Origin of the sequence: Microbacterium sp. ABRD28 (assembly GCF_003850245.1) — a bacterium.
Taxonomy (GTDB): domain Bacteria; phylum Actinomycetota; class Actinomycetes; order Actinomycetales; family Microbacteriaceae; genus Microbacterium.
In genome coordinates, this window is sequence record NZ_CP031015.1 from 1662168 (window position 1) to 1687483 (window position 25316).

The following is a 25316-nucleotide window of genomic DNA, read 5'->3' on the forward strand; positions in this document are numbered from 1 at the left end:
CAGGAAGGCGAGAGATGCCCACCACCCCCTTCGATCCCCCCGCCCTGTCCGCAGGCACCCTCCGCGTCACGCCTCTGGGCGGTCTCGGTGAGGTCGGCAGGAACATGACCGTCTTCGAATTCGACGGCAAGCTCCTCGTCGTGGACTGCGGCGTGCTCTTCCCCGAGGAGCACCAGCCGGGAGTCGACCTGATCCTTCCCGACTTCGAGCCGATCCGGCACCGCCTCGACGACATCGTCGGCGTCGTCCTCACCCACGGGCACGAGGACCACATCGGCGCCGTGCCCTACCTGCTGCGGCTGAAGAGCGACATCCCCCTGATCGGGTCGTCGCTGACTCTCGCGCTCGTCGAGGCGAAGCTCAAGGAACACCGCATCAAGCCCTACAGCCTGACGGTGGCCGAGGGACGTGAAGAGAAGGTGGGCCCCTTCGATCTGGAGTTCGTCGCGGTCAACCACTCGATCCCCGATGCGCTCGCCGTGGCCATCCGCACTCCCGCCGGAACGGTCCTGGCCACCGGCGACTTCAAGATGGACCAGCTGCCTCTCGACGGTCGCCTCACCGACCTCCGCGCCTTCGCGCGACTGGGGGAGGAGGGCGTGGACCTGTTCCTGGTCGACTCCACCAATGCGGATGTCCCGGGCTTCACGCCACTGGAGCGCTCGATCGGTCCCGTGCTCGACCAGGTCATCGCCCGGGCTCCTCGGCGGGTGATCGTGGCGAGCTTCTCCAGCCACGTCCACCGCGTTCAGCAGGTGCTCGATGCCGCGGCGGCGCACGGCCGACGGGTGGCCCTCCTCGGGCGCAGCATGCTGCGCAACATGACGATCGCGTCTGACCTCGGCTATCTGCACGTGCCGGAGGGTGTGCTGATCGACTACAAGAAGGCCCGCGATCTCCCCGACGACAAGATCGTCTACATGTCGACCGGGTCGCAGGGCGAGCCCATGGCGGTCCTCAGCCGAATGGCGAACCTCGACCACGAGATCGAGCCCGGGGAGGGCGACACCGTGATCCTCGCCTCGAGCCTCATCCCCGGCAACGAGAACGCCGTCTACCGCGTGATCGACGGGCTCACCAAGCTCGGTGCGAACGTGGTGCACAAGGGCAACGCCCAGGTGCACGTGTCGGGTCACGCCGCCGCCGGGGAACTGCTGTACTGCTACAACATCCTCAAGCCGCGCAATGTGCTGCCCGTGCACGGCGAATACCGCCACCTGATGGCCAACGCCCGGCTCGCCCAAGACACCGGCATCGCGCCGGAGCGGACGATCATCGGTGAGAACGGCACCGTCGTCGACCTCCGCGACGGCGTCGCCGACGTCGTCGGGCAGCTGGATCTCGGCTTCGTCTACGTGGACGGTTCGACCGTCGGAGAGATCACCGAGGCCGACCTCAAGGATCGTCGGATCCTCGGTGAAGAGGGGTTCATCTCGGTCATCATCGTCGTCGACGCCGCGACCGGGAAGATCATCAGCGGGCCCGAGATCCACGCGCGCGGATTCGCCGAGGACGACAAGGTCTTCGAAGGGGTCAAGCCGAAGATCGCCGCAGCCCTGACCGAGGCGGCGCAGTCGGGCGTGCGCGACAGCCACGCGCTCTCCCAGGTCGTGCGCCGGACCATCGGACGGTGGGTGAACCAGTCGCTGCGTCGGCGGCCGATGATCGTGCCGCTGGTCATCGAGGCCTGACCGCGAGCGCGTCCTCCCACCCGCGTCCTACAATCGCCGCATGCCCGCCGCCTCCCGCCTTCGTCCGGCCGTGCAGGCCGACGGCGGGTTCCTGGCCGACATGGTCGTTGAGGCGGCGAACTGGCGTCAGGGAGGAACCCGGCCCCGGCACCAGATCCTGGCCAGTGACGAGTACAGCAGGTATGTGGCCGGATGGATGCGACCGGGTGACGAGGGTTTCGTCGCGCTCACCGAGCACGACGAAGCCATCGGTGCCGCCTGGTACCGGGTGTTCCCGCGCAGCGATCCGGGTTTCGGCTACGTGGGAACCGGTGTCCCCGAATTGATCATCGGCGTGAAGCCGATGTGGCGGGCGCGCGGTGTCGGGCGGGAGCTGCTTCGTCAGCTGGCCGACCAGGCTCGCAGCAGAGGCCTGTCGAGACTCAGTCTGAGCGTCGAACGCGGCAACTACGCCACGACGCTGTACCGATCCGAGGGATTCGCCGTGACCCAGTCGGGGATGGGGCGCGACACGATGGTCAAGCGCCTGCGCTGAGCTGCGGCCCGCTGCCGAACGTCCCCCTTCGGGGGGTCGCTCCGGGCGAAGGCGGGTTCCGGCGCCTACGCTCGAACCATGGCCAGGAGTACCAGCCCGACCAAGAGCGGTCGAGCGCCCGCGAAGGGCGCCCCGACGCGCGCTCGCAAAGCCGCGCCCGCTCCGAAGGCCTACGTCGACGACGCCGAACGTCCCCCCGTGGTCGTGCGTGCGTGGCTCGGTCTCGCCCATGGGGTGGGTGGCCTCTTCCGCGCCTTCGGACTTGAATCGCTCGAGAAGGATCAGCGGCGCGACGGCTTCCCGTTCCTGCTGGTGCTGCTGGCGGTCGCCGGCGCGGTGGTGGAGTGGTTCTTCATCGGGTCCGAGGTCGCCCGCACGATCAGCGCCTACACCGCCGGCGGGCTGATCGGCCGCGAGGCGTTCCTCCTGCCGGTCTTCCTGATCCTGCTGGCCGGATGGCTGTTCCGCCATCCTCCGTCCGTGCATGACAACGGGCGCATCGGTATCGGCTTCGCCCTGTTCGTTCTGACCGTCGCGGGGTTCTGTCACGTGCTGGGCGGCCGCCCCGAACCGCGGCAGGGGCTTCCGGCCCTCAGCGAGGCCGGTGGCGTGCTCGGCTGGATGGTGGGCGAGCCTCTTGCGCTGCTGCTGACGGACGTCGGCGGATGCATCGCGCTCGGCCTGCTCGCGATCCTCAGCATCCTCATCCTCACCAAGACTCCGCCGAACCGGATCGGCCGCCGGCTGGGAGAGCTCTATGCCTGGATGTTCGGTGCCGAACCTGCGCCGGAGCGCGCGTCAGGGGCATCGGCGGCCGACGGTGACGGTGACGGTGACGGCGACGAGCGCACCGATTCGCTGCCGTGGTGGCGTCGCAATCGCACCGGCCGAGAGAAGGACGTCGAGAGCGACCTGTCCTCGGACGACCTGACCGCCCTCCTGACCCCGGGTGCCGCCGAAGGCGGGTTCGAGCAGGCGATCACGCCCGTCGCGCCCGCAACCGATGCCGTCACCGAGATCATCCCCGCCCGTCCGCCTCTTCCGGCCGCGCCCCGTGGTGGTGAGCCCACAGCCCTGCGCGACGACACCGCTCCGGACGATCCCGGCGACGATCTTCCCGGGCTCTCAGGCCTCGGGACGGAGGGTGGGCTCACCTCGTCCGATGCCCCCTACCGGCTCCCGTCCGTCGCCGCGCTCGCTGCCGGCACACCGCACCGCGAACGCTCCGCCGCGAACGACGCCGTCGTCGCCGCGATCACCGGCGTCCTCGATCAGTTCCAGGTCGACGCGCGCGTCACCGGCTTCTCGCGTGGCCCGACGGTCACCCAGTACGAGATCGCGCTGGGCCCGGGGGTCAAGGTCGAGCGCATCACCGCCCTCACGAACAACATCGCCTACGCCGTGGCCTCGAACGAGGTGCGCATCCTCGCGCCGATCCCCGGCAAGAGCGCGATCGGCGTGGAGATCCCCAACACCGACCGGGAGATCGTCACCCTCGGCGACGTCCTCCGATCGGGCGCGGCCACCCAGTCGACCCACCCCATGACCATCGGTGTCGGCAAGGATGTCGGTGGCGGCTACGTCGTGGCGAACCTCGCGAAGATGCCCCACCTGCTGGTGGCCGGTTCCACCGGGTCGGGCAAGTCGAGCTTCGTCAACTCGATGATCACGAGCCTGCTCATGCGCGCCAAACCGGCCGATGTCCGCATGGTCCTGATCGATCCGAAGCGCGTCGAGCTGACCTCCTATGCAGGCGTCCCGCACCTGATCACGCCCATCATCACCAGCCCCAAGAAGGCCGCCGAGGCGCTGCAGTGGGTGGTGAAGGAGATGGACATGCGGTACGACGACCTCGCGTCGTTCGGGTTCCGCCACATCGACGACTTCAACCGTGCCGTCCGAGCCGGGGAGGTGCAGCTGCCGGCCGGCAGCGAGCGCGTCCTCAAGCCCTACCCCTACCTGCTCGTCGTCGTCGATGAGCTCGCAGATCTCATGATGGTCGCGCCCCGCGACGTCGAGGATTCGATCGTGCGCATCACCCAGCTGGCGCGTGCCAGCGGCATCCACCTGGTGCTGGCGACCCAGCGCCCCTCGGTGGATGTCGTGACGGGTCTGATCAAGGCCAATGTGCCCTCACGGCTCGCGTTCGCCGTCACGAGCGTCACCGATTCCCGCGTCATCCTCGACCAGCCCGGTGCCGACCGGCTCATCGGGCAGGGAGACGGACTGTTCCTGCCGATGGGCACTTCGAAGGCCATCCGCGTGCAGGGCGCGTGGGTCAGCGAGGCCGAGATCGAGAAGGTCGTCAAGCACGTCACCCAGCAGGCGCGTCCGGAGTATCGACCGGATGTCGCCGCGGCGGCGGAGAAGAAGGAGATCGACGCCGACATCGGCGATGACCTCGAGCTCCTGCTGGCCGCTGCGGAGCTCGTGGTCTCGACGCAGTTCGGCTCGACCTCGATGCTGCAGCGGAAGCTCCGCGTCGGTTTCGCCAAGGCGGGGCGGTTGATGGACCTGCTCGAGTCGCGTGAGATCGTCGGTCCGTCCGAGGGGTCGAAGGCCCGCGACGTCCTCGTCACCGCCGAACAGCTGCCCGGGGTCCTCGCGAGGCTGCGCGGGGAGGACGTGCCCGACGATGACGTCGATCCCGTCGACGCCCAGTTCGAAGGTCTTCCCGTGGTCGACGCCGACGCCGGTGAAGATGCGTGGGATCTGACGGGGCGCGACTGATGGCCGTGCCGAGGCAGCTGCCGAACATCATCACCGTCGTGCGGATCCTCGTCGCACCCGTCTTCCTCGCGATGCTTCTCATCGACGACGGTGCAGACGGGGCGCTGCGGTGGTGGGCGGCGGCGCTGTTCATCGTCGCGATCGCCACCGACGGCGTCGACGGGTGGATCGCGCGGCGCCACGACATCGTCACCGACCTCGGCAAGCTCCTCGATCCCATCGCGGACAAGGTGCTCACCGGGTTCGCCTTCATCGGCCTGTCGATCCTCGGCGAGCTGCCGTGGTGGATCACCATCGTCGTGCTGATCCGCGAGATCGGCATCACGGTGTACCGGTTCATGGTCGTCAGCGACCACGTTCTCGCCGCAGCATGGATGGGCAAGCTCAAGACCGTCGCGCAGTCGGTGGCATTGTCGCTGGCCCTGCTGCCCCTCGCGCCGCTCGTCGGTGAGTGGATCTGGTGGGCGAACGGCGTGACGATGACGGTCGCCGTCATCCTCACCATCGCCAGCGGCATCGACTACGTCATCAGCGAGGTGCGCGGCGCGCGCCGCGCCCGGGGGGGCTCATGACAGGCCGGGACGTCGACCTCCCCGACGGTCGCGACGGAGGGGAGGGGGATGCGGCGGCATCCGCTCTCTTGCACGCACTCGCGCGCCGCGGGTGGACCATCGCCGTCGCCGAGTCCCTGACCGGGGGACTGCTCGTCGCCGCGCTGGTCTCGGTACCGGGGGCGTCCTCGCTCGTGCGCGGGGGAGTGACCGCGTACGCCACGGATCTGAAGCATCATCTGCTCGGCGTCGACGACTCCCTCCTCGACGCCCGGGGGGCGGTGGATCCCGAAGTCGCGCTGCAGATGGCCGGCGGGGTGCGAGACCGGCTGGGGGCGGATGTCGGAGTCTCGACGACCGGCGTCGCCGGGCCCGACCCGCAGGACGGCCAGCCGGTGGGTACCGTCTTCGTCGGCATCCGCACCCCGGAAACATCGGTGGTGGTGCCTCTCGAACTGCAGGGGACACGGGCCGAGATCCGCGCGGAGACGGTTCGCCGGGCACTGGACGAGGTGCGGGCACGGACGTGATCGACGGATCGGGAACATGTCGTGTTTCCGCTCGGTTACATTCGGTGATTCCCACCCATCACCCAGCGCACGGGATTAGTGTGACTGCATCGGTGTTGTACCGTTGTCCACCCGGACAGCGGCGGAATCAACGGTAAGGAGGGGACCCACATGATCCTGGTACGTCACGAGATCGGCGAAGTCCTGCGTGACCTCCGCCAGCAGAAGGGCCGCACCCTCCGCCAGGTCGCCAGTCGTGCAAGCGTCGCCCTCGGATATCTCAGCGAGGTCGAGCGCGGCCAGAAGGAGGCCTCGAGCGAGATCCTCGCGTCGGTCGCCGAAGCGCTGGACGTCCCGATCTCCACGATCATGCGCGAAGTAGGCGATCGCATCGCCGTCCTCGAGGGCCTGCAGACCTTCCCCGACGTCGTGCCCGACGACCTGGTCGCGTCCGTGGACGCCGAGCTTTCGCTGCGCTGACGCGCGATCATCCATGCGCCGCAGCGAGTTCCAGCGCGCCGTCGAAGCAGAGTTCGGACCTCGAGGCCCTTCGCTGACAGCCGACCTCGTGCTGTCCGATCTCGGCGACCGCACCGCCGCCGAGGCTCTCGAAGCCGGGACGGCGCCCCGCGACGTGTGGCGCGCCCTCTGCGCAGCGGCCGACGTGCCTCCCGAGCGCTGGTACGGCGTGGGACGGCTGGAGCCGCGGCGCGGCTGAGTCCCGCGGCGTGTCGTCGAAGATGCGTTCGAGATCGCCGTAGGCTCCTGCACAGCAGGTGTCGCACGGTGGTTATCCACGGAATGGTCCGGGTCGACGGTCGATGTCGGAGGCCCCTCGTACCGTGAATCGCGTCGAACGACACCTCCGCCTTGCCGCAGCGTCCGCATCATCCGGTGCAGAGCGCGGCAGCCTACAGGCGACGGAACGCGAGCAGAAGGAGCACGCCATGCCATCACCCGCCGACCGCGAGAAAGCCCTCGAAACGGCTCTCGCTCAGATCGACCGGCAGTTCGGAAAGGGCTCGGTGATGCGCCTCGGCGGTGACGAGCGCGCTCCCGTCGAGGTCATCTCCACCGGCTCCATCGCGTTGGACGTCGCCCTCGGCGTCGGCGGGCTTCCCCGCGGCCGGATCATCGAGATCTACGGTCCGGAATCCTCCGGTAAGACCACGCTCACTCTGCATGCGATCGCGAACGTGCAGCGCTCCGGCGGCATCGCCGCGTTCATCGACGCCGAGCACGCGCTCGACCCCGATTACGCCAAGAAGCTCGGAGTCGACATCGACTCGCTGCTGGTGTCGCAGCCCGACACGGGTGAGCAGGCGCTCGAGATCGCCGACATGCTCGTCCGCTCGGGAGCGATCGACCTCGTGGTCATCGACTCCGTCGCGGCGCTCGTGCCGAAGGCCGAGATCGAGGGTGAGATGGGCGATTCCCACGTCGGTCTCCAAGCACGGCTCATGTCGCAGGCGCTTCGCAAGCTGACCGGTGGGCTCAATCAGACGAACACCACGATGATCTTCATCAATCAGCTGCGCGAGAAGATCGGCGTGTTCTTCGGGTCTCCCGAGACCACCGCCGGTGGAAAGGCGCTGAAGTTCTACGCGTCGGTGCGCCTGGACATCCGTCGTATCGAGACGCTCAAGGACGGTACCGAGGCTGTCGGCAACCGCACGCGCGTCAAGGTGGTCAAGAACAAGATGGCGCCGCCGTTCAAGCAGGCCGAGTTCGACATCCTCTACGGCGTCGGTATCTCGCGAGAGGGAAGCCTCATCGATTTCGGCGTCGAGCACGGGATCGTGAAGAAGTCGGGCGCCTGGTACACGTACGACGGGGAGCAGCTCGGCCAGGGCAAGGAGAACGCCCGGAACTTCCTGCTCAAGAACGACGACATCGCCGCCGACATCGAGACGAAGATCAAGGACAAGCTCGGCATCGGCCAGCCCCGCGGGGGCGCGGTCGCCGACGAGCTCGCGGCGCGTCGCCCGGCCTGATGGTCCGCTTCGTCGAGAGCGGGGGCGAGGGAGGCCTCGCCCCCGTCATCCCGCTCTTCACCGGCTCGACGCCCGACGCGCCCCCCGCTCACCCGTCGGCTGGGCGGGCAGCGCGCGGTCCGTCGGCCGGCACGACGATGACGTCCGGTCGCGTGGAGCGCCCCTCCTCGAGGCGACGTGGCGGGAGCAGTGCGGCGAACGTCGAGAACGGTGCCGACATCGACACCGACACTGAGACCGCCACCCACCCCGTCGACGCGGCGGGGGTGGAAAGGGCGTTGCTGCGGCGGCTCGGCGCCCGGGGCCTTTCCGTCCGTGAGGCGGAAGCCTTCGTCGTCTCACGCGGGCTGAGTCGCGAGGCGGCGGCCGAGCTCGTCGCGGTCTTCTGCGAGCGCGGCTACCTCGACGATGGCCGCCTCGCCGAACAGGTCGTGTGGAGCGGCGTGGCCCGCAAGAGCGAAGGTCGCCGGGCCATCGCCCGCCGTCTGGCGCAGCGAGGGGTGGAGCGCGATGTCGCCGATGCGGCGCTGGCGGAGATGCCCGATGACGACGACGAACGGGCACTGGAGTTCGCCCGGGGCAAGGCTCGGAGTCTGGCCAGGCTCGATCACGACGTGGCTCTGCGACGCCTTGCCGGCCAGCTCGCCCGCCGCGGATTCGGGGGTTCCTCGGCTCTCACCGCGGCGCGTACGGCCCTCCAGGAGGCGCGCGAGCTCGGGTGAGCGTCGGCGCGGAAGATGGCAGCCCAGCAGATTCCGGCTGGGAGAATCCGGGCTCTTAGAATTGCAGGCACCATGTCTACTCCCTCCGCCGCGCCCACCCTGGTCGCCCCTTCGCCCGCCGCCGTGACTCGAGACGGCAGCGCCCGCACCTACGAGGTGCGCACCTTCGGCTGCCAGATGAACGTGCATGACTCGGAGCGCCTCTCGGGCTCGCTCGAGAGCGCGGGATATCTGCCCGCGCGGCCCGGCGAGGAAGCCGACGTGGTGGTGATCAACACGTGTGCCGTGCGCGACAACGCCGCAGGGAAGCTGTACGGCACGCTCGGGCATCTGAAGTCGCGCAAAGACGCGCGCGAGGGGATGCAGATCGCGGTCGGCGGGTGCCTGGCTCAGATGGACAAGCAGACCGTGCTCGACAAGGCGCCCTGGGTGGACGTCGTCTTCGGCACCCACAACATGGGCTCGCTCCCGCGTCTTCTCGAGCGTGCGCGCCACAACGACGAGGCGGAGCTCGAGATCCTCGAGGCGCTCGACGTGTTCCCGTCGACGCTTCCCACGAAGCGCGACCACATCCACAGCGGCTGGGTCTCGATCTCCGTCGGGTGCAACAACACGTGCACGTTCTGCATCGTCCCCCACCTCCGCGGCAAGGAGAAGGATCGGCGTCCCGGCGACATCCTCAGTGAGATCCGGATGCTGGTCGACGACGGCGCGATCGAGGTCACCCTCCTCGGGCAGAACGTCAACAGCTATGGCGTCGAATTCGGTGACCGGCAGGCCTTCGGCAAACTCCTCCGGGCCGCCGGCGCGATCGACGGCCTCGAGCGCATCCGCTTCACCAGCCCGCATCCCGCAGCCTTCACCGACGATGTCATCGACGCGATGGCCGAGACCCCCGCAGTCATGCCGCAGCTGCACATGCCGTTGCAGTCGGGCAGCGACCGGATCCTCAAGGCGATGCGACGGTCCTACCGCAGCGAGCGGTTCCTCGACATCCTGGATCGGGTGCGCGCCCGCATCCCGCACGCGGCCATCAGCACCGACATCATCGTCGGCTTCCCCGGCGAAACCGACGAGGATTTCGAAGACACCCTCCGCGTCGTCGAGCAGTCGCGCTTCGCCAGCGCCTTCACCTTCCAGTACTCCATCCGCGAGGGCACCCCGGCCGCGACGATGCCGGATCAGGTTCCCAAGTCGGTCGTCCAGGAGCGTTACGAGCGCCTCGTCGCCCTTCAGGAGCGGATCAGTCTGGAGGAGAACCGAGGGCAGCTCGGTCGCGAGGTCGAGGTTCTGGTCTCCAGCGGCGAGGGCAAGAAGGATGCGGCCACCCACCGGCTGACCGGACGCGCCGAGGACAACCGACTCGTCCACTTCGAGGTTCCGGCCGATTCTCCGCTCCCACGTCCCGGCGATGTGGTGACGGCGATCATCACCCATGCCGCCCCCTTCCACCTCCTCGCCGACGCGCCCGCGGGCGATCGGCTCCGCATCCGGCGCACGCGCGCGGGCGACGCGTGGGACAGGGCTCAGGCCCAATCGTGCGCTGTGCCGACACCGGGTGCCGAAGCAGGAGCACCTCGAGCGGTGTCCCTGGGCCTTCCCACGCTGCGCATCGGCGAGTGAAGACCGCGCCCGACGCCTCCCCGTCAGACCGTGAGGCCGCCGACGGCCCTCGGCTCTGGAGTGTCATCGGTGCGACGGGCACCGGGAAATCGGCGTTCGCGCTCGACCTCGTCGAGGCGCTGCGCGCCGCCGGTCGTGACGCGGAGATCGTCGGAGCGGACGCGATGCAGCTGTACCGGGGGATGGACATCGGAACCGCCAAGATCCCCGAGGGCGAGCGCCGCGGCATCCCCCATCACCTCCTCGATGTGCTCGATGTCACCGACGACGCGGCCGTGGCGTGGTACCAGTCCGCCGCACGCGGCGTCATCGATTCCCTACACGCGCGGGGCGCGGACGCGGTCCTCGTCGGCGGATCGGGTCTGTACGTCTCGGCGGTCGTGTTCGACTTCCGGTTCCCGCCGCGCGACGAGGCGCTGAGAGACGCCCTCGAGGCCGAGCTCGACCGGGTCGGACCCGCCGCGCTGTACGAGCGACTGCGGCGCGCGGACCCGGCAGCCGCCGCCCGGATAGACCCCCGCAACACGCGTCGGATCATCCGGGCCCTCGAGGTGATCGCCCAGGGCGACAGCACGCACGGCGGCGCCCTTCCCGAGACGCAGACCCTGTGGTACCCGCGCACCAGGCTCCTCGGTCTCGAGCGCGACCGTCGTGAACTCGTCGAAACCCTCGATCGCCGGGTCGAGCGGATGTGGGATGAGGGGCTGCTCGACGAGGTGAGGGATCTTCGCCGCGTCGGTCTCGAGCAGGGCACCACCGCGCCGCGGGCCATCGGCTACGCACAGGCTCTGGCCCAGGTGCGGGGCGAGATCGACCGTGGTGAGGCGATCACGCAGACGCAGGCGCTCACGCGCCGCTACGCCCGGCGGCAGGTGTCGTGGTTCCGACGATACGACGGCGTCACGTGGATGGACGGCGCGACGGCGGCGGAGAGTCTGGCAGGCTCGATGGCATGAGCCTGCAGATCCGGTCCTTCGCTCCCGGCGACACCGACGCGGTCGTCCTCCTCTGGCAGACCACCGGTCTCACACGGCCCTGGAACAACCCGTACCAGGACATCGCCCGCAAGCTCCGGGTCCAGCCCGAGCTCTTCCTCGTCGCCGTGGGTGAGGACGGTCACATCGTCGGAACGGTCATGGCCGGCTACGACGGTCATCGCGGCTGGCTGTACTACCTGGCGAGCGACCCGCACCACCGCGGTCAGGGCATCGCCCGGAGCCTGGTCGAGCGTGCCGAGGAGCTTCTCCTCGAGATGGGGTGCCCGAAGGTGCAGTTGATGGTGAGGCCCGAGAACGGCGTTGCACAGGGCTTCTACGAGGCCCTCGGCTTCGAGCACTTCGACACCTGGGCGACGGGCAAGCGCCTCATCGAAGACTGACCCCGCGCGGACGACCACAGGGCGGACGCCTAGGCTGGGTTCATGCCTCACGCGGTGTCGTTCACGAAGGGCCACGGCACGGGAAACGACTTCGTCATCGTCGAAGATCCCGACGGCCGGCTCGAGCTCTCAGATGACCAGGTCGCCGTGCTGTGCGACCGCCGTTTCGGCATCGGGGCTGACGGCATCCTGCGCGTCGTCCGCAGCACATCCCTCCCCGAGGGTGCAGCGACCGTCGATGCGGAATGGTTCATGGACTACCGCAACGCCGACGGCTCGGCGGCGGAGATGTGCGGAAACGGCATCCGCGTGTTCGCCCGCTACCTCGAAGACGCCGGGCTGGCGCGCTTCGACGGCTCCGTCCTCATCGGCACGCGAGCGGGAGTGAAGACGCTCACCCGCAGCGAACTCGGCTACGAGGTCGACCTCGGCGCATGGTCGGTGGAGCCCGAGGAGACCCTTGTTCGCGCGCGCGGACTGGACATCCCGCGGCCGGGGCTCGGCATCGACGTCGGCAATCCGCACGTCGTGGTGGCGCTGCAGTCCGAGAGTGAGCTCGAGCGACTGGATCTCGCCGTTCGCCCGATGCTCCACCCCGACCCGCCGGCCGGCGCGAACATCGAGTTCGTCGTCCCCGCCGACCCGCTCGTGCGCGATGGGGTGGGGGTCATCCGGATGCGGGTGTTCGAACGAGGAGTGGGCGAGACCCTCAGCTGCGGCACGGGGGTCGCCGCGGCGGCGCTCGCGGTCCGGCACTGGGCGGGCCGAGGTGCACCCGATCGCTGGAGCGTGCAGGTGCCCGGCGGCACGCTCGCGGTGCGCGTCGTGGAGGAGCGGGTCCTGCTGTCGGGTCCGGCTGCGCTGGTCTTCACCGGCGAGATCACCCTCGCCTGATCGCGACGGGTCAGGGCAGCGCGATCGGCCCGGTCGGCGGCATGCCGTGGCGGCGTACCCGGATGACCCGGAATCCCCGCCCGGTGGCGGCGCGATGCACGGAGAACCCGGGCTCGAGCGTCGCTGCCAGCCATCGCTGCAGTGAATCCGAACCGAGGTTGCGCTGGACGACGAGCCAGGCGTCGGACCGCTCGTCCAGCCGAGGGATCCATCGCTCCAGCAGACCGTGGAGCTCGGATTTCCCGACGCGGATCGGGGGGTTCGATCGGATGGTGCGGAAACCGATGTCATCGGGAACATCGTCGGGCGTCGCGGCGTTGACGTTGTCGAGCCCCAGGGACTGGGCGTTGCGACGCACCAGATCCAGGGCCCGTTCGTTGACGTCGACCGCCCACACGGTGGCGTGCGGCGAGGTCATCGCGAGAGACAACGCGATCGGTCCCCACCCGCACCCGAGATCGAGCAGATTGCCGCCCGGCGGTGAGGGCGGCGTATTGGCGAGCAGGACCGCAGTCCCACCGTCCAACCGGTCGGGGCTGAACACCCCTCCCGCGGTGGTGACCTCCACCTCCCGGCCGGCGAGCAGCACCCGTATCCGACGCAGATTCTCGGGGCTGGCGGGCGACGCGCTGAAATAGTGGTCGCTCCCCATGGCTGTCGAGCGTAGCGGAGGTGGTCTCCGGCGCGGGAGGCTAGAGTCGACGAATCCCTTTCCGCAGACGGATGTCCCGCCCGACGCCTGCACCACATACGCGGATCATCCGGAAGGACCCCATGACAGAACAGATCCCCACCGACGACGCCGTCGACCCGGTCGACCGTGTGCTCGCTCGCGCGGAGACGCGCAGCGGCGCGCGGACCACGACCTTCACCGACGCCGGATCGCGCGCCCTCGCGCCCGCCCAGGCGCTCCAGGATGCCTCGACGGTCGTCTCCGACGATTCGGACGGAGACCAGTGGGATCGCGAGGAGCGCGCGGCGCTGCGCCGCGTACCCGGGCTCTCGACCGAGCTCGAAGACGTCACCGAGGTCGAGTACCGACAGCTGCGTCTGGAGAATGTCGTGCTGGTGGGCGTTCATCCCCAGGGTGAACAGGAGGAGGCGGAGAACTCGCTGCGCGAACTGGCCGCCCTCGCCGAGACGGCGGGCGCCGTCGTGCTCGACGGCGTGCTCCAGCGTCGCCCGAACCCCGACCCGGCGACCTACGTCGGACGCGGCAAGGCCGAAGAACTGCGCGACATCGTCGCCGCCGCCGGTGCTGACACCGTCGTGGCCGACGCCGAACTGGCCCCGAGCCAGCGGCGCGCACTCGAGGATGTCGTGAAGGTGAAGGTGATCGATCGGACCGCCGTCATCCTCGACATCTTCAGCCAGCACGCCAAGAGCCGCGAGGGCAAGGCCCAGGTCGAGCTCGCCCAGCTCGAGTACCTGCTCCCGCGACTGCGCGGGTGGGGTGAATCGATGAGCCGACAGGCCGGTGGCCAGGTCGGTGCCGCCGGAGCAGGAATGGGGTCACGCGGTCCTGGTGAGACCAAGATCGAACTCGACCGGCGCCGCATCCGCACGCGCATGGCGCACCTCCGGCGGCAGATCCGTCAGTTCGCCCCTGCGCGCGATGCCAAGCGGGCCGAACGCAAACGGAACACGATCCCGTCGGTGGCCATCGCGGGGTACACCAACGCCGGGAAGTCCAGCCTCCTGAACAGGCTGACGCGCGCGGGCGTGCTCGTCGAGAACGCGCTGTTCGCGACACTTGATGCCACCGTGCGCCGCTCGGAGACATCAGACGGCCGGGTCTACACGATCTCCGACACCGTCGGATTCGTTCGGAACCTCCCGCACCAGCTCGTCGAGGCGTTCCGCTCCACCCTGGAGGAGGTCGGCGGCGCCGATGTGATCGTGCACGTCGTCGACGGCGCCCACCCCGATCCGGGCGCACAGCTGCAGACGGTGCGAGACGTGATCGGCGATGTCGGTGCGCGCGACACCCGCGAGATCGTGGTGTTCAACAAGGCCGACCTCGTCGACGCCGACACCCGGCTGGTGCTGCGCGGCCTCGTGCCCGACGCGCACTTCGTGTCCTCGCGCACGGGCGAGGGAATCGAGGAGCTGCGCGCGGCCATCGAAGACGCCTTGCCGCTGCCTGCTGTCGAGGTGCAGGCTGTGGTCCCCTACGATCGCGGTGACTTGGTGTCGGCCGCGCACGATTCCGGTCTCATCCTCAGCGAGGAGCACAGGGCGGAGGGAACCTACCTCCACGTCCACGTCGGTGAGCGGCTCGCTGCCGAACTCGCACCGTTCCGAATCTGACGGCTCGCAGAACCCCTGCGACCAGTTCAGCTGGTCGGCTCGAGGTCGAGCGGCGAGACGTCCGCCGGGGTGAAACCGAAGGCGGCGCCCAAGAAGGCGAGCTCTGTGCGCACCATGTCGACGACGGTCTCGCTGCGGCGGAATCCGTGCCCTTCACCGGGGTAGAGGACGTAGGCGTGGGGCACGCCTCCGGCGCGCAGCGCATCGCGGATGGCTTCGGATTGCGAGGGCGGAACCACGGCGTCCTCCTCTCCCTGCAGCAGCAGCACAGGAGTCTGGATGCGGTGGGCGTGGGTCAGCGGTGAACGCTCCAGGTAGACCGCCTCGCTGGCGGGAAGCGGGCCGATGAGGCCATCGAGGTAGCGCGATTCGAAGTCGTGCGTCTCGGACGCGAGCAGGCGGGCATCGGCCACGCCGTACCGCGAGATGCCGGCGCCGAATGCATCGGAGGCGACCAGCGCCCCGAGCACCGTCCAGCCTCCTGCCGATCCGCCGGCGATCGCGATGCGGGCGGGGTCGGCGGTTCCGTCCGCAGCGAGGAAACGGGCGATGTCGACGACGTCGTCGACATCGACGACGCCCCAGCGGCCGCGCAGACGTTCGCGGTATTCGCGACCGAAACCGCTCGAGCCTCCGTAATTGACCTCGACCACGCCGATCCCACGCGAGGTCAGGAAGAGCGTCTTCGGGCTGACCACACCGGGGGCGTGAGCGGTCGGACCGCCGTGGACGAGCACGACGTACGGGGGAAGGGCGTCTTCGGGTCCCTTCACCTCCGGGTGGGTCGGGGGGAACTCGACCGCATGGACGACGCCATGGCGCCCGTCGACGGTGAATCGTCGGGGCCGGGGCACCCATGCGGACAAGCCGTCGTCTTGCCAGCGGCCGCCTGTCAGAAGGTGGACGCCCGGTCGCGACGGCTCGCGCAGATCGATGCGCCACAGCCCCGCGGGAGCGTCTTCCGGGCTCCCTGACACGAGGACGTCGGTGCCTTCTGCGTCCTCCACAAGGAGGTTGCCCACCGCCGGAACAGGGATGCCGGTGACCACGCCGCCTGACGAGATGTGGACGAGCTCGTCGCTGCCGCGCGTGCGCACGGCGGCGACACCGTCGGCGAGCGGCGCGAACCACCGTGATCCGAGCACCCACAGCGGACCTCCGGTGTCGCGTTCATCCGGGGCGATCATCTCCGGCCGGTCTTCCGCGGGACCGAGACGGTGAAGGTTCCAGAACCCGCTCGCGTCGTCGGCGTAGAGGAGGGCGCCGTCGGCCGTCCATTCGGGCTGGAGAGCGGCGGAGGTGCCTCCGGCGACGCGTCGCCCCGCAGGTTCTCCGTCGTCGAGTCGGCGTACTCGGACCTCGGCCCGGTCCCAGGGCATGTGGGGGTGATCCCACGCGAGCCACGCGAGAGCGGATCCGTCGGGGGAGAGCGCAGGCTGCGCGACGAAGTCGCTCCCCGCCGTCAACGAGATCACGCGGTCGATGTCGTCGGCGGCCGACCCGTCGAGAGGGATCTCGACGATGTCGTGGCTGACGGCCTCACCGACGACCTCTCGGACCGCGAGCAGCCGCCCCCGGGACACACGGAGACCCCCGAGCGCCTGCCCCGACACGGCGGGTGTGAGTGGTGTGGGAGCCGACCCCGGAGTGAGGAGCCACACCCGCTGATCCGACTTCTCCACGAAGACGAGCCCGCCATCGGCGGTGGCACTCCATGCGCCGCCGCCGTACTCATGGACACGCGAGCGGACATTCCAGGGAGCGGGAAGCAGCGTGTCGACCTGTGAGCCCGGGACGGGCGCCCGCGGTGCGCGTCGCACGGTCGTTCGCCCCTGCTCTTCGGGGACCGTCTCGGCCCACCAGATCTCCTCCCCGACGAATCGAGCGCCGTCCAGCCGCGGCGAGGCGGCAGCCACCGCGTCCGCCGTGACGCGTGAGGGCCAGGTGCCGAACGGGAGCGTGCGGACGGGGGCGGACGCGGAGTCGTGAGGAAGAGGCTCGACCATGCGTCCACGTTACGGGCCCCCACGTTGCGGCCCGCCGCATCGCTACGGGCCCCACGTCGTCGGGGGGCCCCGACGTCTGTCAGACCGCGCGAAGGATCGCGACGACCTTGCCCAGAATGATCGCCTCGTCGCCCAGGATGGGTTCGAACGCGGTGTTGCGGGGGAGCAGCCACGTGTGGCCGTCACGCTGACGGAACGTCTTGACGGTCGCCTCTCCGTCCAGCATGGCAGCCACGATCTCGCCGTTCTCGGCCGTCCCCTGCGCACGCACGACGACCCAGTCGCCGTCGCAGATGGCCGCGTCGATCATCGAATCGCCGGCGACCTTCAGCATGAACAGTTCGCCCTTGCCGACCAGCTGTCGGGGGAGGGGGAAGACTTCCTCGACCTGCTGATCCGCCGTGATCGGGACACCCGCGGCGATCCGTCCGACCAGCGGGACGAGCGCGGCGTCCCCCACGGCCGGGGTGCGGTCGGCGGGGTTCTCCGCGGCGGTGCCGGGGAGGTCGATGAGCACCTCCATGGCCCGGGTCTTGCCGGGGTCGCGCCGGAGGTATCCGCTTAACTCGAGCTGATTGAGCTGATGGGTGACGCTGGACAGCGACTTCAGGCCGACGGCGTCGCCGATCTCGCGCATGCTCGGCGGATAGCCGTGGCGGGCGATCGAGCGCTGGATCACCTCGAGGATGGCCATCTGCTTGTCGCTCAGGCTCTTGCGCCGCCGCGTCTGCGGCTTGGTGTTCGGCTCGCTCATGTCTGCTCCTGTCTCCCCGGAATCCCGCCCCGGTCCTCCGTGACGTGATCGTCGCGTCTTCGAATGTCGGAGGTCGGTGGTGAGGTGTCCTCGTCGAAACCGTATCCGGTTCCGATCGGCGTCCACCGGACCTCGCTCGCGTGTCGCGTTCGATCGTTCGACGGATTCCGACCCGCTTGACAGCATTTCACATCGAAGATAGCTTCGGAAGAGAGGTTCGCATCCACCCGTCCCGGCCGACGGGTGGATGCGAACCCAGACCCGAAACGACACCGGCTGAGCCGGGAACGGGAGCACATCATGAGCGCGATCACGATTTCGACGGGAACCATGACGGGTGCCGCCGCGGCGACCCGGCTGCGGCTGACCGCCCGCGGGCGCCGTGTCCTCGCGACACTCGCCGCGCTGCCCGCCGTCGTCGCGCTGAGCGCGGCGATGATCAGTGGCGGCTCAGCGCTCGCCACTCGCGCCGACGGTGCGCCGGCCGGGGCCTTCGACACCGTCACGGTGCAGGCGGGTGACTCTCTCTGGGCGATCGCCGAGCGCGTGGCCCCTGCCGCCGACCCTCGGGATGTGGTTGCGGCCTTCAGCCGTCTCAACGGCCTCGACGCGGGACTCGTGTCGGCCGGCCAGGAGCTGGCGATCCCCGCGGAGTACGCCGACTGACCCGCAGGCCCGACGGGCGAGGCGCCGTACGATGGGAAGGGTGAGTGCGACGCTCGATGACCTTCCCATCCGCGACGATCTGAGGGGACGGACCCCCTACGGCGCGCCGCAGGCTCAACTGCCCGTGGCGCTGAACGTCAACGAGAACACCCACCCGGTTCCGGCGGAGGTGGCCGACGACATCCTCGACGCTGTGGCGATCGCGCTCCGCGAGGTGAATCGCTACCCCGACCGCGAGTTCACCGGTCTGCGCGAGCACCTGGCCGACTACCTCGGTCACGGCCTGGTCCGGGAGCAGATCTGGGCGGCCAACGGATCGAACGAAGTCCTCCAGCATCTCCTGCAGGCGTTCGCCGGCCCAGGGCGGACCGCCTTCGGATTCGCCCCGACATATTCGATGTACCCCCTGTTGACCCGGGGAACCGGAGCGACCTGGCAGGCGGGCACCCGCGCGCACGATTTCACGGTCTCCGCCGAGTCCGCCGCCGCCCAGGTGGCCGCGGCCCAACCCGATGTGGTGTTCCTGTGCGCTCCGAACAACCCGACGGGTACACCGCTCCCGCTCGAGGTCATCGACGCCGTCTACGGTGCGACGCGCGGCATCGTCATCGTCGACGAGGCCTATGTCGAGTTCGCGCCCCACGACGCCCCGTCCGCCGTGACGCTCCTGCCCGACCGGCCGCGACTGGTGGTCTCGCGCACGATGAGCAAGGCCTTCGCCTTCGCCGGAGCGCGTGTGGGCTACCTCGCCGCGGATCCGGCCGTCATCGACGCGCTTCGCCTGGTGCGCTTGCCGTACCACCTGAGCGCTCTGACCCAGGCTGCCGCGACCGCCGCGCTCCAGCATGCGCCGACGATGCTGCGGATGGTGGATGAGATCGTCGCGCAGCGCGACCGGATCTCGGCGACGGTGTCGGCCCTCGGGTACGAACCGTACGAGTCATGGACGAACTTCGTGCTGTTCGGAGGCGTGTCAGACCCCGCGGCGACATGGCAGGCGCTCTATGACCGGGGCGTGCTGATCCGTGACGTCGGCATCCCGCACCACCTGCGGGTGACGGCCGGCACCGACAAAGAGACCACCGCCTTCTTGGACGCCCTGGCGTCGATAGACTCGGGCGCATGACCCGTCCTGCGCGTACCGCGTCGCTTCGCCGTGCGACCAGTGAGTCCACCGTCGAGCTCGAGCTCGATCTGGACGGGACCGGTCGAAGCAGCATCCAGACCACGGTTCCGTTCTTCGACCACATGCTCACGGCCTTCGCGAAGCACTCCCTGACCGACCTCACCGTCCGTGCCCACGGCGACACCGACATCGACGCTCACCACACGGTGGAGGACACCGCGATCGTCCTCGGCCAGGCCATCCGCCAGGCTCTCGGCGACAAGGCCGGAATCTCCCGCTACGGCGACGCCATGGTGCCACTGGATGAGGCGCTCGCCCGCGCGGTCGTCGACATCAGCGGGCGGCCCTACCTCGTGCACGGGGGCGAGCCGGCAGGATTCGAGTTCCACCTGATCGGCGGCCACTTCACCGGCTCGCTCGTCCGGCACACCTTCGAAGCCCTCGCCGTCCACGGCGGGCTCACCCTCCACGTCGAGGTGCTGAGCGGCCGTGATCCTCACCACATCGCCGAGGCGGAATACAAGGCGTTCGCCCGGGCGTTCCGGGCGGCCAAGGCGTGGGACGCCCTGGTCGACGGCGTTCCCAGCACCAAAGGGGCTCTGTGAGCGACCGTCCGCTCGTCGCCGTCCTCGACTACGGGTCGGGCAACGTCCACAGCGCCGTCAAGGCGCTCGTCGAAGCCGGTGCCGATGCCCGCCTGACCGCCGACCCGGGACTGGTGCGCGATGCCGACGGACTCGTGGTGCCGGGCGTCGGCGCGTACCGGGCGGTGATGGAGGCGCTCCGGGCCCGGCGCGGGGACGAGCTCATCGAACGTCGGCTCGCCGGCGGCCTTCCCGTCCTCGGCATCTGCGTGGGCATGCAGGTCCTCTTCGAGTGGGGACGCGAACGCGGCGTCGACACCGCGGGGCTCGGCGAGTGGCCGGGCGAGGTGACGCAGCTCGACGCGCCGGTTCTTCCCCACATCGGATGGAACACCGTCACCCCCGATCCGCAGAGCCGGTTGTTCGCCGGGCTCGCCGATGAGCGCTTCTACTTCGTGCATTCGTTCGCCGCGAGAACCTGGGAGCTCGAGGTCCATGACCCCTTCCCCCAGCCGGCGCTGACATGGACGACCTACGGCGAGCCGTTCCTGGCCGCCGTCGAGAACGGGCCGCTCTCGGCCACGCAGTTCCACCCCGAGAAGTCGGGGGCGGCCGGCATACGGTTGCTGGCCAATTGGATCACGGGCCTTCGCAGGGCTACCCTCTGAAACCGTGCCTTCGCGCGGCGATCCTCCGCGCCCCACGACCCCGCAGGGAGCCATGAACGATTTCGCGTCCACGCCCGCTTTGACCCTTCTCCCCGCCGTCGATGTGGCGGGCGGCAAAGCGGTGCGACTGACCCAGGGTGAAGCCGGCAGCGAAACCAACTACGGCGACCCCGTGGAGGCGGCGCTGGACTGGGCCCGCCAGGGGGCCCAGTGGATCCACCTCGTCGACCTCGACGCCGCCTTCGGGCGCGGCAGCAATGCCGCGGTGCTGCGGAAGGTCATCAAGCAGGTCCGTGGCGTGCAGGTCGAGGTCTCCGGCGGTATCCGCGACGACGCCTCGCTCGAGGCCGCGCTCGAATCCGGCGCCGCCCGGGTCAACCTCGGTACGGCAGCCCTGGAGAACCCCGAGTGGGCGGCCGACGTGATCGGGCGCTACGGCGACCTCGTCGCGGTCGGCCTCGACGTCCGCGGCACGACCCTCGCCGCGCGCGGATGGACGCGCGACGGCGGCGACCTGTGGACGGTGCTGACGCGCCTCGAGAGCGCGGGCTGCAGCCGCTACGTCGTCACCGACGTCACCAAGGACGGGACGCTTCGCGGTCCGAACCTCGAACTGCTGCGCGAGATGACGGCGCGCACCCCGAAGCCGGTCGTGGCGTCGGGAGGGGTCTCGAGCCTCGACGACATCGCCGCCCTCCGCGAGTTGGTGCCCCTCGGCGTCGAAGGTGCGATCGTCGGCAAGGCGCTGTACGCCGGGGCCTTCACCCTGGGTGAGGCTCTGGATGTCGCCGGACACTGACCCCTCGCACGATCACCCCGCCCACGCCGACTCGGCGGGGGTGCCCTGGGAGGGGCGCGCCTTCCAGCCCAACCCGCACGCCGGTGACGACGGCCGTGCCGACCCGCAGCTGCTGGCGGCCCTTGAGGCGTTCCGGCGCGGCGAGGGCGATGAGCGGGCGGTCGTCGACGCCTACCGGACGGCGCGGCTTCTGATTCCGCTCATCGCGGAGAAGGGCGACGAGGGGGTGGGTCCGCACGGTCTCGCCGTGGACAAGACCCAGGAGCTGTCGATCGTGTCGGTGGCCGCCCCTGACGGTCGCCGCGTCCTCCCCGTCTTCACCTCCGTCGAAACCATGACGCGATGGGATGCCGGCGCACGTCCGGTGCCGGCGGACGGGGTGCGCACCGCCCTCGCCGTGGCCGCTGAGGACACCGAGCTGATCGTGATCGACCCGGGGTCGCCGACGGAGTTCGTGCTGCGGAGGCCCGCCGTGTGGGCGATCGCGCAGGGTGAGGGCTGGGAGCCCAGCTTCACCTCACCGGAGGTCTACGCCGGTCTTCGCGAGAGCGTGGGAAGCGAGCTCGCCGTCATCGACTTCTCCCTCGCGCCGGGAGACCCCACGGCACGGTTGCGCGGCCCGGAGCTCGTCGTCGAGCTTCAGCTCGTCCAGGGTCTGGATCGCGGCGAGCTCGACGCCGTGCTGGCCCGCCTTGCCAAGCGCTGGGCAGCCGATGATCGCATCGCCGTGCTCGTCGACTCCCTGACGATCAAACTCCGTCGCGGCGCCTGATCCATCGACCGGACCCGGGTCAGGTCACCGGGCCCGTCCACTTCTCGCCAGGTCCTTTGCCGATGGGGTCGGGGATGACGGATGCCTCGCGGAAGGCCAGTTGCAGCGAGCGCAGGCCGTCGCGGAGCGACCGGGCGTGCATGTCGCTGATCTCGGGAGCTCCGGCGGTGATGAGTCCCGCCAGCGCGTTGATGAGCTTGCGGGCCTCGTCGAGGTCGAGCTGGGTCGCGGGGTCGTCGGCGAGCCCCACCTTCACCGCGGCCGCGCTCATCAGGTGCACCGCCGTGGTGGTGATGACCTCGACCGCCGGCACGTCGGCGATGTCTCGCGTGGCCGCCGACGCCGCGGCATCCTGCTCCTCCCACTGGGCGGGCCGGAAATCGCCCGCGGGCGCGGAATCGTCTCGGGTATCCATGTCGATGCTGGCCGCTCGCACTCTCTGGTAGACTTCAGCGGGCTCGGAGCAATCTGCTCCGGTTCGAAAGAGGATCACATCCCACCCGCGCTTGCCGCTCCAGGCTACCGGGTCAAGCACTCCGCCTCGGCCGCACTGCGCTCGGGGTAGCCGGAAACGGACCGGGTGCGGAAAGTCGGCGCTCTCGCGCCGTCGCTGGTGGGTGGTTCTTCGATCGCCCCGCGTCGCACCGCGTCGCGGGATGCCAACCGCCACCGAAGAGGAGTTCCGCATCAGCGATCCCCGCACCAATGAGCGCATCCGCGTTCCCGAGGTCCGACTCGTCGGCCCCAACGGCGAACAGGTCGGCGTCGTCCGCATCGAGGTTGCGCAGCGTCTGGCTCAGGAGGCCGATCTCGATCTGGTCGAGGTCGCCCCCAACTCCAAGCCCCCCGTGGTCAAGATCATGGACTACGGGAAGTTCAAGTACGAGAACGCGCAGAAGGCCAAGGAGGCCCGCCGCAATCAGGCCAACACCGTCCTCAAAGAGGTGCGGTTCCGCCTGAAGATCGAGGCTCACGACTACCAGACCAAGCTCAAGCGCGCCGAAGGCTTCCTGAAGGCCGGCGACAAGGTCAAGGCCATGATCCTGTTCCGCGGCCGGGAGCAGTCCCGCCCCGAGCAGGGCGTGCGTCTTCTGCGCAAGTTCGCCGAGGATGTCGCGGAGTTCGGGACTGTCGAGTCCAACCCCACGATCGACGGACGCAACATGACCATGGTGGTCGCACCGCACAAGAACAAGTCCGAGGCCAAGGCCGAGCAGAACGCGCAGCGCGCCGCCAACAAGGAAGCCGCCCGCGCGCCGCGCAGCGACGCCGAGGCGCCGGCCGAATAACCCGACTTCCCGCACGCCGTGCGGGATCAGACTCCCGCTCCGGCGGGATCCCACCCCGCCTCCGGGCGAGACCAGAAGGAACGAGAAGATGCCGAAGCAGAAGACCCATTCGGGTGCCAAGAAGCGCTTCAAGATCACCGGCACCGGCAAGCTCATGAAGCAGCAGGCGAACCTGCGCCACAACTTCGAGGGGAAGCCCACCAAGCGCACCCGTCGCCTCTCGCAGGACCAGGTCCTCGCCCCGGGCGACGCCAAGGTCGCCAAGAAGCTGCTCGGTCGCTGAGCACCCGGACTCGAAGGTTAGGAACGAAACGAAATGGCCAGAGTAAAGCGGGCTGTCAACGCCCAGAAGAAGCGTCGCGTCATCCTCGAGCGCGCGTCCGGTTACCGCGGACAGCGTTCGCGGCTGTACCGCAAGGCGAAGGAGCAGGTCACCCACTCGCTCGTCTACGCCTACCGCGACCGCCGTAAGCGCAAGGGCGACTTCCGCCGCCTGTGGATCCAGCGCATCAACGCCGCTGCCCGTCAGAACGGAATCACCTACAACCGGTTCATCCAGGGCCTGGGCCTTGCGGGCGTGCAGGTCGACCGCCGCATGCTCGCCGAGCTGGCGGTCAACGAGCCGGCCGTCTTCGCCTCGCTCGTCGCGACGGCCAAGCAGGCACTGCCCGAGAACGTCAACGCTCCCAAGAGCGCCTGACTCCCGGCATCCTCGACAGGGCACCTCTCCGGACGGAGGGGTGCCCTGTCGCTTGCCCTTCGCGCCCGTATGCTGGGGCTGTGCTGGAGAATCCGCGGTCGCCGCGCGTGCGCGCCGTGGCGAAGCTCACCAAGCGCAGCGCCCGTCAGGAGACGGGGCTCTTCCTGCTCGAGGGGCCGCAGGCCGCCCGGGAGGTGCTGGCGTATCGGCCGGACACGGTCGTCGATCTCTACGCGACGCCGACCGCGCTGGAAAAGCACGCCGACATCCGGGATGCCGCGCGTGACGCCGGCATCGAGGTGTCTTTCGCCAGCAACGCCGTCCTCGACGCGATGGCCGACACGGTCACCCCGCAGGGGATCGTCGCCGTCGCCCGGCAGACCCCCACCGCGGTGCGCGACGTGTTCGCCGCCGAACCCCGACTGCTCGCCATCTGCGAGGAGGTGCGCGATCCGGGCAACCTCGGCACGATCATCCGCGCCGCCGACGCGGTCGGCGCCGACGCGGTCATCCTGACCGGTCGCACCGTCGACCCCTACAACCCGAAGGTGGTCCGGGCGAGCACCGGTTCGCTCTTCCACCTCCCCGTGGCCGTGGGCGTCGATCTCGTCTCCACCGTCGAGCGCGCGCGTGCGGCGGGCGTTCGCGTGGTCGCGGCGGATGTCGGGGGAGAGGATTTTCTCGCCCATCGCCCGTCGCTGGCGGAGCCTACGGCGTGGCTGTTCGGCAATGAGGCGAGGGGGCTCGAACCCGAAGCCCTCGCCCTCGCAGACGTGTCGCTGCGTCTGCCGATCTATGGCGCTGCGGAGTCGCTGAACCTCGCCACAGCCGCGAGCGTGTGCCTTTACGAGACCGCGTTCGCGCAGCGCGCGGTGCTCGCGCAGGGCTGAGATCTCCCACGCGCAGCGTCAGCCGGTGTGAAACAGCTGCTGTTACAACTCGGTTAAGGTCTGCTCACTTGACCGGTGTCGACGGGGCCGTCGGCCTAGGGTGGCAGGCATGGCATCTGATGCAC

The 25316-nt window shown here is 69.5% G+C and carries 28 protein-coding genes; 24 read left to right on the top strand and 4 right to left on the bottom strand.

What is annotated here, in order from left to right; all coding sequences use genetic code 11:
* Positions 1 to 14 precede the first annotated feature (14 nt).
* The 13 genes from DT073_RS08020 to dapF all read left to right on the top strand — a co-directional run bounded on the left by DT073_RS08020 (position 15) and on the right by dapF (position 12627).
* The gene (locus DT073_RS08020) at positions 15 to 1691 is read left to right on the top strand and encodes a ribonuclease J (protein WP_124292912.1); all 1677 of its coding nucleotides are present in this window, start codon (positions 15 to 17) and stop codon (positions 1689 to 1691) included.
* A 40-nt stretch (positions 1692 to 1731) separates the two neighbouring features.
* The gene (locus DT073_RS08025; RefSeq protein ID WP_124292913.1) at positions 1732 to 2226 is read left to right on the top strand and encodes a GNAT family N-acetyltransferase; all 495 of its coding nucleotides are present in this window, start codon (positions 1732 to 1734) and stop codon (positions 2224 to 2226) included.
* 78 nt (positions 2227 to 2304) lie between these two features.
* Complete coding sequence (locus DT073_RS08030; RefSeq protein WP_124292914.1) at positions 2305 to 4956, top strand: FtsK/SpoIIIE family DNA translocase; 2652 nt, start codon at positions 2305 to 2307, stop codon at positions 4954 to 4956.
* Positions 4956 to 5528, top strand: a complete 573-nt coding sequence (gene pgsA, locus DT073_RS08035) for a CDP-diacylglycerol--glycerol-3-phosphate 3-phosphatidyltransferase (RefSeq protein ID WP_124292915.1) — start codon at positions 4956 to 4958, stop codon at positions 5526 to 5528. Before DT073_RS08030 ends, pgsA begins: the two co-directional genes overlap by 1 nt.
* Positions 5525 to 6037, top strand: coding sequence for a CinA family protein (locus DT073_RS08040; RefSeq protein ID WP_124292916.1), 513 nt, complete (start codon positions 5525 to 5527; stop codon positions 6035 to 6037). Before pgsA ends, DT073_RS08040 begins: the two co-directional genes overlap by 4 nt.
* A gap of 150 nt (positions 6038 to 6187) precedes the next feature.
* Positions 6188 to 6496 (top strand): helix-turn-helix domain-containing protein, encoded by a 309-nt coding sequence (locus DT073_RS08045; protein WP_124292917.1) that lies wholly within the window; start codon positions 6188 to 6190, stop codon positions 6494 to 6496.
* A 13-nt stretch (positions 6497 to 6509) separates the two neighbouring features.
* On the top strand, positions 6510 to 6734 hold the full coding sequence (locus tag DT073_RS08050; protein ID WP_124292918.1) for a DUF3046 domain-containing protein: 225 nt from the start codon (positions 6510 to 6512) through the stop codon (positions 6732 to 6734).
* A 229-nt stretch (positions 6735 to 6963) separates the two neighbouring features.
* Positions 6964 to 8010: a recombinase RecA gene (gene recA / locus DT073_RS08055; protein ID WP_124292919.1), complete on the top strand. Its 1047-nt coding sequence runs from the start codon at positions 6964 to 6966 to the stop codon at positions 8008 to 8010.
* Complete coding sequence (locus DT073_RS08060; protein WP_124292920.1) at positions 8010 to 8732, top strand: regulatory protein RecX; 723 nt, start codon at positions 8010 to 8012, stop codon at positions 8730 to 8732. The genes recA and DT073_RS08060 overlap by 1 nt, the downstream gene beginning before the upstream one ends.
* A 72-nt stretch (positions 8733 to 8804) precedes the next feature.
* Positions 8805 to 10355, top strand: coding sequence for a tRNA (N6-isopentenyl adenosine(37)-C2)-methylthiotransferase MiaB (miaB, locus tag DT073_RS08065; protein ID WP_124292921.1), 1551 nt, complete (start codon positions 8805 to 8807; stop codon positions 10353 to 10355).
* Entirely contained in the window at positions 10352 to 11311 is a 960-nt protein-coding gene (miaA, locus tag DT073_RS08070) for a tRNA (adenosine(37)-N6)-dimethylallyltransferase MiaA (protein WP_124292922.1), read from the top strand. The genes miaB and miaA overlap by 4 nt, the downstream gene beginning before the upstream one ends.
* Positions 11308 to 11733 carry a GNAT family acetyltransferase gene (locus DT073_RS08075; protein WP_124292923.1) on the top strand — a complete coding sequence of 142 codons (426 nt, stop codon included), beginning with the start codon at positions 11308 to 11310 and terminating at the stop codon, positions 11731 to 11733. Before miaA ends, DT073_RS08075 begins: the two co-directional genes overlap by 4 nt.
* 42 nt (positions 11734 to 11775) lie before the next feature.
* The gene (gene dapF, locus DT073_RS08080) at positions 11776 to 12627 is read left to right on the top strand and encodes a diaminopimelate epimerase (RefSeq protein WP_124292924.1); all 852 of its coding nucleotides are present in this window, start codon (positions 11776 to 11778) and stop codon (positions 12625 to 12627) included.
* A gap of 10 nt (positions 12628 to 12637) precedes the next feature.
* Here dapF and DT073_RS08085 read toward each other — a convergent pair whose 3' ends face one another.
* A complete protein-coding gene (locus DT073_RS08085) occupies positions 12638 to 13279 on the bottom strand; it encodes a class I SAM-dependent methyltransferase (protein ID WP_124292925.1) in 642 nt (213 codons plus the stop codon).
* A 122-nt stretch (positions 13280 to 13401) separates the two neighbouring features.
* Here DT073_RS08085 and hflX point away from each other — a divergent pair, with 122 nt between their 5' ends.
* Positions 13402 to 14937: a GTPase HflX gene (hflX, locus tag DT073_RS08090; RefSeq protein WP_124292926.1), complete on the top strand. Its 1536-nt coding sequence runs from the start codon at positions 13402 to 13404 to the stop codon at positions 14935 to 14937.
* A gap of 26 nt (positions 14938 to 14963) precedes the next feature.
* On the opposite strand, the gene DT073_RS08095 is transcribed toward hflX, so the two are convergent.
* Positions 14964 to 16943: a dipeptidyl-peptidase 5 gene (locus DT073_RS08095; protein ID WP_124292927.1), complete on the bottom strand. Its 1980-nt coding sequence runs from the start codon at positions 16941 to 16943 to the stop codon at positions 14964 to 14966.
* Between the two features lie 79 nt (positions 16944 to 17022).
* Positions 17023 to 17697, bottom strand: coding sequence for a transcriptional repressor LexA (lexA, locus tag DT073_RS08100; RefSeq protein ID WP_124292928.1), 675 nt, complete (start codon positions 17695 to 17697; stop codon positions 17023 to 17025).
* A gap of 300 nt (positions 17698 to 17997) precedes the next feature.
* On the opposite strand from lexA, the gene DT073_RS08105 reads away from it, so the two are divergent.
* Genes DT073_RS08105 through DT073_RS08130 form a run of 6 tightly spaced genes read left to right on the top strand, consistent with a single transcriptional unit; the run spans position 17998 to position 22312 of the window.
* The gene (locus DT073_RS08105) at positions 17998 to 18363 is read left to right on the top strand and encodes a LysM peptidoglycan-binding domain-containing protein (protein ID WP_124292929.1); all 366 of its coding nucleotides are present in this window, start codon (positions 17998 to 18000) and stop codon (positions 18361 to 18363) included.
* A 31-nt stretch (positions 18364 to 18394) separates the two neighbouring features.
* Positions 18395 to 19489 (top strand): histidinol-phosphate transaminase, encoded by a 1095-nt coding sequence (locus DT073_RS08110; protein WP_205782909.1) that lies wholly within the window; start codon positions 18395 to 18397, stop codon positions 19487 to 19489.
* Positions 19486 to 20094 (top strand): imidazoleglycerol-phosphate dehydratase HisB, encoded by a 609-nt coding sequence (gene hisB / locus DT073_RS08115; protein ID WP_124292931.1) that lies wholly within the window; start codon positions 19486 to 19488, stop codon positions 20092 to 20094. The genes DT073_RS08110 and hisB overlap by 4 nt, the downstream gene beginning before the upstream one ends.
* The gene (hisH, locus tag DT073_RS08120; protein WP_124292932.1) at positions 20091 to 20741 is read left to right on the top strand and encodes an imidazole glycerol phosphate synthase subunit HisH; all 651 of its coding nucleotides are present in this window, start codon (positions 20091 to 20093) and stop codon (positions 20739 to 20741) included. Before hisB ends, hisH begins: the two co-directional genes overlap by 4 nt.
* Positions 20742 to 20793: 52 nt before the next feature.
* Positions 20794 to 21540 (top strand): bifunctional 1-(5-phosphoribosyl)-5-((5-phosphoribosylamino)methylideneamino)imidazole-4-carboxamide isomerase/phosphoribosylanthranilate isomerase PriA, encoded by a 747-nt coding sequence (gene priA / locus DT073_RS08125; RefSeq protein ID WP_124292933.1) that lies wholly within the window; start codon positions 20794 to 20796, stop codon positions 21538 to 21540.
* Complete coding sequence (locus DT073_RS08130; RefSeq protein ID WP_124292934.1) at positions 21524 to 22312, top strand: SseB family protein; 789 nt, start codon at positions 21524 to 21526, stop codon at positions 22310 to 22312. Before priA ends, DT073_RS08130 begins: the two co-directional genes overlap by 17 nt.
* A gap of 19 nt (positions 22313 to 22331) precedes the next feature.
* Here DT073_RS08130 and DT073_RS08135 read toward each other — a convergent pair whose 3' ends face one another.
* Positions 22332 to 22727, bottom strand: a complete 396-nt coding sequence (locus DT073_RS08135; protein WP_124292935.1) for a DUF1844 domain-containing protein — start codon at positions 22725 to 22727, stop codon at positions 22332 to 22334.
* 241 nt (positions 22728 to 22968) lie between these two features.
* Between DT073_RS08135 and infC the strand changes: the two genes are divergently transcribed.
* The 4 genes from infC (at position 22969) to DT073_RS08155 (ending at position 25191) form a co-directional block, all read left to right on the top strand.
* On the top strand, positions 22969 to 23601 hold the full coding sequence (gene infC / locus DT073_RS08140) for a translation initiation factor IF-3 (RefSeq protein ID WP_124292936.1): 633 nt from the start codon (positions 22969 to 22971) through the stop codon (positions 23599 to 23601).
* An 88-nt stretch (positions 23602 to 23689) separates the two neighbouring features.
* Positions 23690 to 23884 carry a 50S ribosomal protein L35 gene (gene rpmI, locus DT073_RS08145; RefSeq protein WP_124292937.1) on the top strand — a complete coding sequence of 65 codons (195 nt, stop codon included), beginning with the start codon at positions 23690 to 23692 and terminating at the stop codon, positions 23882 to 23884.
* 33 nt (positions 23885 to 23917) lie between these two features.
* Entirely contained in the window at positions 23918 to 24301 is a 384-nt protein-coding gene (rplT, locus tag DT073_RS08150; protein WP_124292938.1) for a 50S ribosomal protein L20, read from the top strand.
* A gap of 80 nt (positions 24302 to 24381) precedes the next feature.
* A complete protein-coding gene (locus DT073_RS08155; protein WP_124292939.1) occupies positions 24382 to 25191 on the top strand; it encodes a TrmH family RNA methyltransferase in 810 nt (269 codons plus the stop codon).
* The last annotated feature ends 125 nt before the right edge of the window (positions 25192 to 25316 follow it).

Coding starts and splice junctions, on each gene's coding strand:
- DT073_RS08105 (WP_124292929.1), top strand. CDS start 17,998: ATGAGCGCGATCACGATTTCGACGGGAACCATGACGGGTGCCGCCGCG.
- rplT (WP_124292938.1), top strand. CDS start 23,918: ATGGCCAGAGTAAAGCGGGCTGTCAACGCCCAGAAGAAGCGTCGCGTC.
- DT073_RS08045 (WP_124292917.1), top strand. CDS start 6,188: ATGATCCTGGTACGTCACGAGATCGGCGAAGTCCTGCGTGACCTCCGC.
- DT073_RS08025 (WP_124292913.1), top strand. CDS start 1,732: ATGCCCGCCGCCTCCCGCCTTCGTCCGGCCGTGCAGGCCGACGGCGGG.
- recA (WP_124292919.1), top strand. CDS start 6,964: ATGCCATCACCCGCCGACCGCGAGAAAGCCCTCGAAACGGCTCTCGCT.
- rpmI (WP_124292937.1), top strand. CDS start 23,690: ATGCCGAAGCAGAAGACCCATTCGGGTGCCAAGAAGCGCTTCAAGATC.
- DT073_RS08130 (WP_124292934.1), top strand. CDS start 21,524: ATGTCGCCGGACACTGACCCCTCGCACGATCACCCCGCCCACGCCGAC.
- DT073_RS08110 (WP_205782909.1), top strand. CDS start 18,395: ATGGGAAGGGTGAGTGCGACGCTCGATGACCTTCCCATCCGCGACGAT.
- DT073_RS08020 (WP_124292912.1), top strand. CDS start 15: ATGCCCACCACCCCCTTCGATCCCCCCGCCCTGTCCGCAGGCACCCTC.
- pgsA (WP_124292915.1), top strand. CDS start 4,956: ATGGCCGTGCCGAGGCAGCTGCCGAACATCATCACCGTCGTGCGGATC.
- priA (WP_124292933.1), top strand. CDS start 20,794: ATGAACGATTTCGCGTCCACGCCCGCTTTGACCCTTCTCCCCGCCGTC.
- infC (WP_124292936.1), top strand. CDS start 22,969: ATGCCAACCGCCACCGAAGAGGAGTTCCGCATCAGCGATCCCCGCACC.
- DT073_RS08040 (WP_124292916.1), top strand. CDS start 5,525: ATGACAGGCCGGGACGTCGACCTCCCCGACGGTCGCGACGGAGGGGAG.
- DT073_RS08095 (WP_124292927.1), bottom strand. CDS start 16,943: ATGGTCGAGCCTCTTCCTCACGACTCCGCGTCCGCCCCCGTCCGCACG.
- DT073_RS08135 (WP_124292935.1), bottom strand. CDS start 22,727: ATGGATACCCGAGACGATTCCGCGCCCGCGGGCGATTTCCGGCCCGCC.
- DT073_RS08075 (WP_124292923.1), top strand. CDS start 11,308: ATGAGCCTGCAGATCCGGTCCTTCGCTCCCGGCGACACCGACGCGGTC.
- DT073_RS08060 (WP_124292920.1), top strand. CDS start 8,010: ATGGTCCGCTTCGTCGAGAGCGGGGGCGAGGGAGGCCTCGCCCCCGTC.
- miaB (WP_124292921.1), top strand. CDS start 8,805: ATGTCTACTCCCTCCGCCGCGCCCACCCTGGTCGCCCCTTCGCCCGCC.
- DT073_RS08085 (WP_124292925.1), bottom strand. CDS start 13,279: ATGGGGAGCGACCACTATTTCAGCGCGTCGCCCGCCAGCCCCGAGAAT.
- hisB (WP_124292931.1), top strand. CDS start 19,486: ATGACCCGTCCTGCGCGTACCGCGTCGCTTCGCCGTGCGACCAGTGAG.
- DT073_RS08030 (WP_124292914.1), top strand. CDS start 2,305: ATGGCCAGGAGTACCAGCCCGACCAAGAGCGGTCGAGCGCCCGCGAAG.
- DT073_RS08050 (WP_124292918.1), top strand. CDS start 6,510: ATGCGCCGCAGCGAGTTCCAGCGCGCCGTCGAAGCAGAGTTCGGACCT.
- lexA (WP_124292928.1), bottom strand. CDS start 17,697: ATGAGCGAGCCGAACACCAAGCCGCAGACGCGGCGGCGCAAGAGCCTG.
- dapF (WP_124292924.1), top strand. CDS start 11,776: ATGCCTCACGCGGTGTCGTTCACGAAGGGCCACGGCACGGGAAACGAC.
- hflX (WP_124292926.1), top strand. CDS start 13,402: ATGACAGAACAGATCCCCACCGACGACGCCGTCGACCCGGTCGACCGT.